The sequence below is a fragment of the Streptomyces hilarionis genome (genome assembly GCF_024539675.1).
Lineage (GTDB): Bacteria > Actinomycetota > Actinomycetes > Streptomycetales > Streptomycetaceae > Streptomyces > Streptomyces hilarionis.
Map to the genome: position 1 here is coordinate 1 of NZ_JAHHIT010000222.1, position 10,654 is coordinate 10,654.

At 74.0% G+C, this 10,654-nt stretch carries 8 protein-coding genes and 2 pseudogenes; 5 read left to right on the forward strand and 5 right to left on the reverse strand.

Features of this window, described 5'->3' with window-relative positions:
- The 4 genes and pseudogenes from KMS84_RS35565 to KMS84_RS35550 form a co-directional block, all read left to right on the forward strand.
- Window positions 1-879 (forward strand): annotated as a pseudogene (locus KMS84_RS35565) (serine/threonine protein kinase); the annotation flags it as partial.
- A 90-nt stretch (window positions 880-969) separates the two neighbouring features.
- Window positions 970-1,740, forward strand: a complete 771-nt coding sequence (locus KMS84_RS35560; protein WP_256920660.1) for a prepilin peptidase — start codon at window positions 970-972, stop codon at window positions 1,738-1,740.
- A 73-nt stretch (window positions 1,741-1,813) separates the two neighbouring features.
- On the forward strand, window positions 1,814-3,013 hold the full coding sequence (mqnC, locus tag KMS84_RS35555) for a cyclic dehypoxanthinyl futalosine synthase (RefSeq protein ID WP_256920661.1): 1,200 nt from the start codon (window positions 1,814-1,816) through the stop codon (window positions 3,011-3,013).
- A gap of 7 nt (window positions 3,014-3,020) precedes the next feature.
- Window positions 3,021-3,626, forward strand: a complete 606-nt coding sequence (locus KMS84_RS35550) for a hypothetical protein (protein WP_256920662.1) — start codon at window positions 3,021-3,023, stop codon at window positions 3,624-3,626.
- Between the two features lie 37 nt (window positions 3,627-3,663).
- Here KMS84_RS35550 and KMS84_RS35545 read toward each other — a convergent pair whose 3' ends face one another.
- The gene (locus tag KMS84_RS35545) at window positions 3,664-4,719 is read right to left on the reverse strand and encodes a chitinase (RefSeq protein WP_256920663.1); all 1,056 of its coding nucleotides are present in this window, start codon (window positions 4,717-4,719) and stop codon (window positions 3,664-3,666) included.
- Window positions 4,720-5,935: 1,216 nt separating this feature from the next.
- Between KMS84_RS35545 and KMS84_RS35530 the strand changes: the two genes are divergently transcribed.
- Window positions 5,936-6,991 carry a chitinase gene (locus tag KMS84_RS35530; RefSeq protein WP_256920663.1) on the forward strand — a complete coding sequence of 352 codons (1,056 nt, stop codon included), beginning with the start codon at window positions 5,936-5,938 and terminating at the stop codon, window positions 6,989-6,991.
- Between the two features lie 37 nt (window positions 6,992-7,028).
- Here KMS84_RS35530 and KMS84_RS35525 read toward each other — a convergent pair whose 3' ends face one another.
- From KMS84_RS35525 to KMS84_RS35510, 4 genes and pseudogenes are all read right to left on the reverse strand, one after another.
- Window positions 7,029-7,634 (reverse strand): hypothetical protein, encoded by a 606-nt coding sequence (locus KMS84_RS35525; RefSeq protein WP_256920662.1) that lies wholly within the window; start codon window positions 7,632-7,634, stop codon window positions 7,029-7,031.
- 7 nt (window positions 7,635-7,641) lie between these two features.
- Window positions 7,642-8,841, reverse strand: a complete 1,200-nt coding sequence (gene mqnC, locus KMS84_RS35520; protein ID WP_256920661.1) for a cyclic dehypoxanthinyl futalosine synthase — start codon at window positions 8,839-8,841, stop codon at window positions 7,642-7,644.
- 73 nt (window positions 8,842-8,914) lie between these two features.
- Entirely contained in the window at window positions 8,915-9,685 is a 771-nt protein-coding gene (locus KMS84_RS35515) for a prepilin peptidase (protein WP_256920660.1), read from the reverse strand.
- 90 nt (window positions 9,686-9,775) lie between these two features.
- A pseudogene (locus KMS84_RS35510) lies at window positions 9,776-10,654 on the reverse strand (serine/threonine protein kinase); the annotation flags it as partial.

A 10,654-nucleotide genomic window follows, 5' to 3' on the forward strand; every position in this document is an offset into this window, starting at 1 on the left:
CGTGCGGGGGCGGTGCCGGACCGGGGGACGGGGGCGGGCCCGTCGGCGTCCGGCCCGGTGGAGTTCAGCAGCCCGGCGGTGGCAGCGGGCGCGCCCGGGGCGGGCGGCGGATCGCCGGCGTCCCTGGGGGAGTTCGGGCCGCCGCCGGTCATGGACCGGATCCCCGCCGCTCCGGGCGACGCGCCGGCCGCCGTGCCCCCGCCGCGGGACGCCGAGCCGGCCGCGGACGGGGACGGACGTCCCGGCCGGATGTCCGTCACCGTGGCCGCCGCCGCGACGCCGGGTGAGGGCGGCCGCGGGCGACGGCTGAGCTGCACCGTCGCGCTCGCGGTCGCGGGAGCGCTGGCGGCGGTGACGGTCGGCTCGGTGTTCCTGTTCGACCTGCTCCCGGGCGACGGCCACGGCGACCGCGACTCCGCCGCGGGCAGCGACGCCCACTCCCCCCAGCCGACGGCCACCGGAACCCCGCCCTCCACCGGGGCGCCGACCGACGGCGGGAGCCCCACCGGCGGCGGGACGGCCACCGCGCTCCCGGCCCGCTACGTCGGCGTCTGGGAGGGCCAGGGCTCCGGCCTCGACGGCTCCCTCCCGATGGGCACGTTCCGGGTGACGGTCCAACGGGCCGACGTCGGCGGGAAGCTGGGCGAGCTGCGGCAGACGGACGTGCTCGGCGGGGTCTGCGTCGACGTGCTGACGCTGAAGCAGGTGACGGCGAAAGCGGTCGTCGCCACGTCGGTCGGCGCGAAGAGCAACCACGGCGGCTGCAATCCGACGGCCCACACCGTCCGGCTCACTCCCACCGGCGACGACCTGACGTACGCCTCGGACAGCGCGGCCGAGGGCAATCCGGTGGCCCGCATGTCCCGGGTCGGCGGGTAGCCGTTCGGGGCCGACGCGGGGGCGGCTTCCGGGCGGCATCGGGCCGGACCCGTGGCCGCGCCACCGGGTGACTCCCTACGATCGCCGACGATGAGCACACCTCCCGACGACCTGACGCTGGCCGTTGTCGCCGCGCTGTGGGGCGCCGCGACCGGCGCGCTGCTGCCGCGCGCGGCCTACCGCTTCGCCACGCCCTGGGAGGAGGCGGACGGCGCCTGGCGCACGGACTGCCCGGCGGGCCACCCGCTCCGCGGCTGGCTCGGACGCGCGCGGTGCGCGCGCTGCGCCGGGCCCGCCGAGCCGGGCTTCCCGGCGCGCTACGCCCCCGGCGGCGTCCGGCTGCCCGTCGTCACCGCCGCCGTGTGCGCGGCGCTCGCCCTCGCCACCGGCCTGCGGCCCGAACTGGCCGTGTGGCTGGTGCTCGCGCCGGTCGGAGTGCTGCTCGCGGCCGTCGACCTGCGGGTGCACCGGCTGCCGGATCCGCTCACCCTCCCGCTCGCGGCCGTCGCCCCGGCCCTGCTGGGCTGCGCCGCGCTGCTGCCCGAGCACGCGGGCCGCTGGACGACGGCTCTGCTGGGCGCGCCCGCCCTCGGCGCCTGCTACCTCGTCCTGCACCTGGTGAACCCCGGCGGCATGGCCTTCGGCGACGTGAAGCTGGCGCTCGGGGCGGGCGCCGTCCTCGGCTGGTACGGCCGGTCCACGGTCGTGCTGGGCACGTTCGCGGCGTTCCTGTCCGGCGCGCTGTACGCGGGCGTGCTGGTCGTCGCGGGGCGGGCGGGACGCAAGACGGCGGTCCCGTTCGGGCCGTTCATGCTCGCCGGAACCCTCGCGGGTCTGCTGATGGGCGCGTACGCGGCCTGAGGTCCGGGCGTCGAAACGTCTGGCGTAGGCTGGCTTGGTCTGTCCACAACCCTTGACGAAAGGGACGCTCCCGGTGACCGAGAAGGCCGACCTTCAGTCCGTCCTCGACCGTGCCGCCGCCGGTGGGCGGATCACGCCGGAGGAGGCGCTCGACCTCTACCGCGACGCGCCCCTGCACGCGCTCGGCGCCGCCGCCGACGCCGTGCGCCGCCGGCTGTACGCGGGCACCGAGCACATCGCCACGTACATCATCGAGCGGAACATCAACTACACGAACGTGTGCGTCACGGCGTGCAAGTTCTGCGCGTTCTACGCGGCCCCCAAGGACACCGCCAAGGGCTGGTCGCGCGACCTCGACGACATCCTGCGCCGCTGCGCCGAGACCGTCGAACTGGGCGGCACGCAGATCATGTTCCAGGGCGGCCACCACCCGGACTACGGCGTCGAGTACTACGAGAAGCACTTCGCGGCCATCAAGCAGGCGTTCCCCCAGCTGGTGATCCACTCGCTGGGCGCGTCCGAGGTCGAGCACATGGCGCGGATCTCGAAGGTGACGGTCGAGGAGGCCATCACCCGCATCCACGCCGCCGGCCTGGACTCGTTCGCGGGCGCGGGCGCGGAACTGCTCCCCGCGCGCCCGCGCAAGGCCATCGCCCCGCTCAAGGAGTCCGGCGAGCGCTGGCTGGAGATCATGGAGATCGCGCACGGGCTGGGCGTCGAGTCGACGTCCACGATGCTCATGGGCACCGGCGAGACCAACGCCGAGCGCATCGAGCACCTGCGGATGATCCGTGACGTGCAGGACCGCACCGGCGGCTTCCGCGCCTTCATCCCGTACACGTACCAGCCCGAGAACAACCACCTGAAGGGCCGCACCCAGGCGACCCTGTTCGAGTACCTGCGGATGATCGCGATCGCCCGCCTGTTCCTCGACAACGTCCGTCACATCCAGGGCTCCTGGCTGACGACGGGCAAGGAGGTCGGCCAGCTCTCCCTGCACTACGGCGCGGACGACCTCGGCTCGATCATGCTGGAGGAGAACGTCGTCTCCTCGGCCGGGGCCAAGCACCGCTCCAACCGCATGGAGATCATCGACCTGATCCGCAAGGCGGGCCGTGTGCCGGCGCAGCGCGCGACGACGTACGAGCACCTCGTCGTCCACGACGACCCGGCGAACGACCCGGTCGACGAGCGGGTCGCGTCGCACATCTCGTCGACGGCGATCGCGGGCGGCACGGCGCACCCCGAGCTCAAGCTCCTCGCGTCCAACTAGCCTGCACATGCTGACCGTTCACGCCGACTCCCGGGGCCGGGCGCTCGCCGTCCAGGGCGCGTGGATCGCCGACGCCGGGTCGCGGGACCGGCTCCTCGCCGCTCATCCGGGCGCGCGGGTGCGGACGTGGCCCGGCATCCTGACGCCGGGCCTGGTCAACCCGCACGGCAACGAACTGCTGGAGGAGGCGTACCACCCGGACCCGCGTGAGGCCGACGAACTGGGCGCCGGACCGGTGACCGGGGACGCGCTGGCGGCGCTCGCCATGGACGACGCCCGCTGGGGCGCGAGCGTGCGGCGCGGGGTGCAGCGCATGCTGGCGCACGGCACGGTCCGGGCGGCCTGCGAGGAACTGCGCAACCCCGCGGTGCGGGCGGCCCTGAACCGCTCCGCGATGGCGGGCACGGGACGCGTCGGCCGCCCCGGCGGGACGCCCTCGCTCGACCCGTACGCCTGCGGACTCCCGGTGGAGTTCGCCCCGCCGCGGGAGCGGCATTCCGCGGCCCGCTTCGCGGTGTTCGACGTACGGGACGAGGCCGAACTCGCCGAGCGCGGCGCGGGCAGCTGCGTCGCCACGGTGGTGGACGGCCGTCTCGTGTACAGACGGCGGTAGCCCCCGGGGCCGTCCTCCGCGGCGGCCGGCCGGGCGGCTATTTCGAGAAGGCCTCGGCGAACGCGCCCGAACTCTGCCGCACCCCGCTGCAGTTCGTCAGGGCGTCCCTCTTCGCCGCGTCGGCCGCCGAGCACTGCTGGTCGCGGAAGGCCGACCACAGGGAGACCCAGGCGATCCCCTTCTCCACCGCGAACGCCCGCACTTGTGCGGCGTCCGCCAGGGAGAACGTCTCGCCGGCGACGTCGTTGGTCCCGATCATCGACGTGAGCGCCATGCCCTTCCACGCGCCGGCGTCCGTCGAGCCGAACACCTTCCTCAGCTGGGCCTGGGCCGCCGTCGCCGAGGTGATCGCGTACCCGCCCATGTCCGCCGCGTACGACTCGCCGTAGTTCATCGTCATGAGGTTGACGGTGGAGACCTGGACGTCGTACGTGTTCGCGGACGCCAGCAGCGCCAGGCTGTCGGCGTCGAGTCCGGTGGGCATCACGGGGAGCGTGAAGGAGACCTCCAGGCCGGGGCGTTCCTTCTGTAGCGCGGCGATCGCCTGTGAGCGCAGCGCCACCGAGTCGGCGTCGGTCAGCTCGTCGCCCTCGACGTCGAAGTCGGCCTGGGTGGAGCCGACCGCGTCGAGCGCCTCTCCGTACGCCCGCGCCAGTGCGGAGGCGCTGTCGCAGGAGGCCGCGAGCTCGGTGCCGGAGGCGCCGCCGAAGGAGACGCGCGCCGTGGCGCCGGACGCCGTCAGTTTCGAGACGCGGGACTTCACGGCCGGGTCGCCGATGGCGTTCGCGCCGTTCCACGTCGGGGTGCAGGCGCTGTCGCCGTTGATGACGAACGCCAGGTTGTACGCCGTCGGCGAGCCCGCCGAGTCGTTGGCCGAGGCCTCCACGGCGCTCACGTAGGGCGCGTACGACGTGCCGGCCGCGCCGGCGCCCGGCGAGGCGGAGCCGTCCGGGGGAGCGGGACTGCCGCCACCGGTCCGCGCGGCGGCCCCGGGCGCCGCGGCCGACGTGCCGCCGGATCCCGCGGAGCATCCCGTGACGGCCAGGGCGAACAGACAGGCCACCCCGGCCGTCGGCGTCAGGAAACTCCTCATCGCGTATGCACCCGCTCTCATGATTTCTGTGCCGGCCCCTGCATCGGGCCCTGTCCCGGACGGGAAACAATGCGTGCTCCCGAAAGGGAAATGTCTCACAAGCGGGCCGGCCGCGCGGGAGCAGCGGACGCCGGGTCGGTTCGTGGAGGAAAGTAGGCAAAGGATGACAACTGCCCGCCCGAAAAAGGGCATTCAGCCCGCCCATGACGAACGGGAGTGGCGCGGGATTTCCCCGGAACTCTCAGGCGAGGGACAGGTTCGCGCGTTTCTCATCGGCCTCTCACAAGCAGCGCAGAGTTTGCGCCACATAAAGGCTCCCTAATATCCGGGGAATGCAATCCGAGCCTGTCATCGAAAGCCGAGCCGCCGCTCGCGGCAGCCGTCGCGGCCGCACACGTGACGACGCCTGTGCCGAGGGGCCCGTGTTCGTCGACACCTCCGGCCGCAGATCGAGGCTGCTGCGCCGGATCGGTCTCCTGCTGGGCGTCGGCTGTCTGGCGTACGCGACCGTCCTGGGCGCCGCGTTCATGGGCTGGGGCACCTCGCTGACCCCGTCCTCGCTGCTGCCGTTCGGCGGCGGGGGCCCGCGCGACGCACGCAACGCCGGGCCCGGCGTTGCGTGCGTCGCGCGGGCCCCCGCCGCCGAACGGCAGCAGCGAGGACGGGGTCAGCGAGGTGCCCCAGCCCATGAACGCGGCGCCCAGGACGGTCGCGTACGCCAGACAGCCGACGCCCAGCAGGAGACCGATCCGGCGCAGCAGCCTCGATCTGCGGCCGGAGGTGTCGACGAACACGGGCCCCTCGGCACAGGCGTCGTCACGTGTGCGGCCGCGACGGCTGCCGCGAGCGGCGGCTCGGCTTTCGATGACAGGCTCGGATTGCATTCCCCGGATATTAGGGAGCCTTTATGTGGCGCAAACTCTGCGCTGCTTGTGAGAGGCCGATGAGAAACGCGCGAACCTGTCCCTCGCCTGAGAGTTCCGGGGAAATCCCGCGCCACTCCCGTTCGTCATGGGCGGGCTGAATGCCCTTTTTCGGGCGGGCAGTTGTCATCCTTTGCCTACTTTCCTCCACGAACCGACCCGGCGTCCGCTGCTCCCGCGCGGCCGGCCCGCTTGTGAGACATTTCCCTTTCGGGAGCACGCATTGTTTCCCGTCCGGGACAGGGCCCGATGCAGGGGCCGGCACAGAAATCATGAGAGCGGGTGCATACGCGATGAGGAGTTTCCTGACGCCGACGGCCGGGGTGGCCTGTCTGTTCGCCCTGGCCGTCACGGGATGCTCCGCGGGATCCGGCGGCACGTCGGCCGCGGCGCCCGGGGCCGCCGCGCGGACCGGTGGCGGCAGTCCCGCTCCCCCGGACGGCTCCGCCTCGCCGGGCGCCGGCGCGGCCGGCACGTCGTACGCGCCCTACGTGAGCGCCGTGGAGGCCTCGGCCAACGACTCGGCGGGCTCGCCGACGGCGTACAACCTGGCGTTCGTCATCAACGGCGACAGCGCCTGCACCCCGACGTGGAACGGCGCGAACGCCATCGGCGACCCGGCCGTGAAGTCCCGCGTCTCGAAACTGACGGCGTCCGGCGCCACGGCGCGCGTCTCCTTCGGCGGCGCCTCCGGCACCGAGCTCGCGGCCTCCTGCGACAGCGCCTCCGCACTGGCGCGGGCGTACGGAGAGGCGCTCGACGCGGTCGGCTCCACCCAGGCCGACTTCGACGTCGAGGGCGACGAGCTGACCGACGCCGACTCGGTGGCGCTGCGCTCACAGGCGATCGCCGCGCTACAGAAGGAACGCCCCGGCCTGGAGGTCTCCTTCACGCTCCCCGTGATGCCCACCGGACTCGACGCCGACAGCCTGGCGCTGCTGGCGTCCGCGAACACGTACGACGTCCAGGTCTCCACCGTCAACCTCATGACGATGAACTACGGCGAGTCGTACGCGGCGGACATGGGCGGGTACGCGATCACCTCGGCGACGGCGGCCCAGGCCCAGCTGAGGAAGGTGTTCGGCTCGACGGACGCCGGCGCGTGGAAGGGCATGGCGCTCACGTCGATGATCGGGACCAACGACGTCGCCGGCGAGACGTTCTCCCTGGCGGACGCCGCACAAGTGCGGGCGTTCGCGGTGGAGAAGGGGATCGCCTGGGTCTCCCTGTGGTCGGCCTTCCGCGACCAGCAGTGCTCGGCGGCCGACGCGGCGAAGAGGGACGCCCTGACGAACTGCAGCGGGGTGCGGCAGAGTTCGGGCGCGTTCGCCGAGGCCTTCTCGAAATAGCCGCCCGGCCGGCCGCCGCGGAGGACGGCCCCGGGGGCTACCGCCGTCTGTACACGAGACGGCCGTCCACCACCGTGGCGACGCAGCTGCCCGCGCCGCGCTCGGCGAGTTCGGCCTCGTCCCGTACGTCGAACACCGCGAAGCGGGCCGCGGAATGCCGCTCCCGCGGCGGGGCGAACTCCACCGGGAGTCCGCAGGCGTACGGGTCGAGCGAGGGCGTCCCGCCGGGGCGGCCGACGCGTCCCGTGCCCGCCATCGCGGAGCGGTTCAGGGCCGCCCGCACCGCGGGGTTGCGCAGTTCCTCGCAGGCCGCCCGGACCGTGCCGTGCGCCAGCATGCGCTGCACCCCGCGCCGCACGCTCGCGCCCCAGCGGGCGTCGTCCATGGCGAGCGCCGCCAGCGCGTCCCCGGTCACCGGTCCGGCGCCCAGTTCGTCGGCCTCACGCGGGTCCGGGTGGTACGCCTCCTCCAGCAGTTCGTTGCCGTGCGGGTTGACCAGGCCCGGCGTCAGGATGCCGGGCCACGTCCGCACCCGCGCGCCCGGATGAGCGGCGAGGAGCCGGTCCCGCGACCCGGCGTCGGCGATCCACGCGCCCTGGACGGCGAGCGCCCGGCCCCGGGAGTCGGCGTGAACGGTCAGCATGTGCAGGCTAGTTGGACGCGAGGAGCTTGAGCTCGGGGTGCGCCGTGCCGCCCGCGATCGCCGTCGACGAGATGTGCGACGCGACCCGCTCGTCGACCGGGTCGTTCGCCGGGTCGTCGTGGACGACGAGGTGCTCGTACGTCGTCGCGCGCTGCGCCGGCACACGGCCCGCCTTGCGGATCAGGTCGATGATCTCCATGCGGTTGGAGCGGTGCTTGGCCCCGGCCGAGGAGACGACGTTCTCCTCCAGCATGATCGAGCCGAGGTCGTCCGCGCCGTAGTGCAGGGAGAGCTGGCCGACCTCCTTGCCCGTCGTCAGCCAGGAGCCCTGGATGTGACGGACGTTGTCGAGGAACAGGCGGGCGATCGCGATCATCCGCAGGTACTCGAACAGGGTCGCCTGGGTGCGGCCCTTCAGGTGGTTGTTCTCGGGCTGGTACGTGTACGGGATGAAGGCGCGGAAGCCGCCGGTGCGGTCCTGCACGTCACGGATCATCCGCAGGTGCTCGATGCGCTCGGCGTTGGTCTCGCCGGTGCCCATGAGCATCGTGGACGTCGACTCGACGCCCAGCCCGTGCGCGATCTCCATGATCTCCAGCCAGCGCTCGCCGGACTCCTTGAGCGGGGCGATGGCCTTGCGCGGGCGCGCGGGGAGCAGTTCCGCGCCCGCGCCCGCGAACGAGTCCAGGCCGGCGGCGTGGATGCGGGTGATGGCCTCCTCGACCGTCACCTTCGAGATCCGCGCCATGTGCTCGACCTCGGACGCGCCCAGCGAGTGGATCACCAGCTGGGGGAACGCCTGCTTGATGGCCGCGAAGTGCTTCTCGTAGTACTCGACGCCGTAGTCCGGGTGGTGGCCGCCCTGGAACATGATCTGCGTGCCGCCCAGTTCGACGGTCTCGGCGCAGCGGCGCAGGATGTCGTCGAGGTCGCGCGACCAGCCCTTGGCGGTGTCCTTGGGGGCCGCGTAGAACGCGCAGAACTTGCACGCCGTGACGCACACGTTCGTGTAGTTGATGTTCCGCTCGATGATGTACGTGGCGATGTGCTCGGTGCCCGCGTACAGCCGGCGGCGCACGGCGTCGGCGGCGGCGCCGAGCGCGTGCAGGGGCGCGTCGCGGTAGAGGTCGAGCGCCTCCTCCGGCGTGATCCGCCCACCGGCGGCGGCACGGTCGAGGACGGACTGAAGGTCGGCCTTCTCGGTCACCGGGAGCGTCCCTTTCGTCAAGGGTTGTGGACAGACCAAGCCAGCCTACGCCAGACGTTTCGACGCCCGGACCTCAGGCCGCGTACGCGCCCATCAGCAGACCCGCGAGGGTTCCGGCGAGCATGAACGGCCCGAACGGGACCGCCGTCTTGCGTCCCGCCCGCCCCGCGACGACCAGCACGCCCGCGTACAGCGCGCCGGACAGGAACGCCGCGAACGTGCCCAGCACGACCGTGGACCGGCCGTACCAGCCGAGGACGGCGCCCGCCCCGAGCGCCAGCTTCACGTCGCCGAAGGCCATGCCGCCGGGGTTCACCAGGTGCAGGACGAGGTAGCAGGCGCCGAGGGCGGGCGCGCCCAGCAGAGCCGTCGTCCAGCGGCCCGCGTGCTCGGGCAGCAGCGCGGCGCAGCCCAGCAGGGCCGGGGCGACGGCCGCGAGCGGGAGGGTGAGCGGATCCGGCAGCCGGTGCACCCGCAGGTCGACGGCCGCGAGCAGCACTCCGACCGGCGCGAGCACCAGCCACACGGCCAGTTCGGGCCGCAGGCCGGTGGCGAGGGCGAGCGCCGCGCACACGGCGGCGGTGACGACGGGCAGCCGGACGCCGCCGGGGGCGTAGCGCGCCGGGAAGCCCGGCTCGGCGGGCCCGGCGCAGCGCGCGCACCGCGCGCGTCCGAGCCAGCCGCGGAGCGGGTGGCCCGCCGGGCAGTCCGTGCGCCAGGCGCCGTCCGCCTCCTCCCAGGGCGTGGCGAAGCGGTAGGCCGCGCGCGGCAGCAGCGCGCCGGTCGCGGCGCCCCACAGCGCGGCGACAACGGCCAGCGTCAGGTCGTCGGGAGGTGTGCTCATCGTCGGCGATCGTAGGGAGTCACCCGGTGGCGCGGCCACGGGTCCGGCCCGATGCCGCCCGGAAGCCGCCCCCGCGTCGGCCCCGAACGGCTACCCGCCGACCCGGGACATGCGGGCCACCGGATTGCCCTCGGCCGCGCTGTCCGAGGCGTACGTCAGGTCGTCGCCGGTGGGAGTGAGCCGGACGGTGTGGGCCGTCGGATTGCAGCCGCCGTGGTTGCTCTTCGCGCCGACCGACGTGGCGACGACCGCTTTCGCCGTCACCTGCTTCAGCGTCAGCACGTCGACGCAGACCCCGCCGAGCACGTCCGTCTGCCGCAGCTCGCCCAGCTTCCCGCCGACGTCGGCCCGTTGGACCGTCACCCGGAACGTGCCCATCGGGAGGGAGCCGTCGAGGCCGGAGCCCTGGCCCTCCCAGACGCCGACGTAGCGGGCCGGGAGCGCGGTGGCCGTCCCGCCGCCGGTGGGGCTCCCGCCGTCGGTCGGCGCCCCGGTGGAGGGCGGGGTTCCGGTGGCCGTCGGCTGGGGGGAGTGGGCGTCGCTGCCCGCGGCGGAGTCGCGGTCGCCGTGGCCGTCGCCCGGGAGCAGGTCGAACAGGAACACCGAGCCGACCGTCACCGCCGCCAGCGCTCCCGCGACCGCGAGCGCGACGGTGCAGCTCAGCCGTCGCCCGCGGCCGCCCTCACCCGGCGTCGCGGCGGCGGCCACGGTGACGGACATCCGGCCGGGACGTCCGTCCCCGTCCGCGGCCGGCTCGGCGTCCCGCGGCGGGGGCACGGCGGCCGGCGCGTCGCCCGGAGCGGCGGGGATCCGGTCCATGACCGGCGGCGGCCCGAACTCCCCCAGGGACGCCGGCGATCCGCCGCCCGCCCCGGGCGCGCCCGCTGCCACCGCCGGGCTGCTGAACTCCACCGGGCCGGACGCCGACGGGCCCGCCCCCGTCCCCCGGTCCGGCACCGCCCCCGCACG

What these genes read in the sequence shown, in the direction of transcription:
- KMS84_RS35560 (WP_256920660.1), top strand. Translation starts at nt 970, where the DNA reads ATGAGCACACCTCCCGACGACCTGACGCTGGCCGTTGTCGCCGCGCTG.
- KMS84_RS35550 (WP_256920662.1), top strand. Translation starts at nt 3,021, where the DNA reads ATGCTGACCGTTCACGCCGACTCCCGGGGCCGGGCGCTCGCCGTCCAG.
- KMS84_RS35545 (WP_256920663.1), bottom strand. Translation starts at nt 4,719, where the DNA reads ATGAGGAGTTTCCTGACGCCGACGGCCGGGGTGGCCTGTCTGTTCGCC.
- KMS84_RS35530 (WP_256920663.1), top strand. Translation starts at nt 5,936, where the DNA reads ATGAGGAGTTTCCTGACGCCGACGGCCGGGGTGGCCTGTCTGTTCGCC.
- KMS84_RS35525 (WP_256920662.1), bottom strand. Translation starts at nt 7,634, where the DNA reads ATGCTGACCGTTCACGCCGACTCCCGGGGCCGGGCGCTCGCCGTCCAG.
- KMS84_RS35515 (WP_256920660.1), bottom strand. Translation starts at nt 9,685, where the DNA reads ATGAGCACACCTCCCGACGACCTGACGCTGGCCGTTGTCGCCGCGCTG.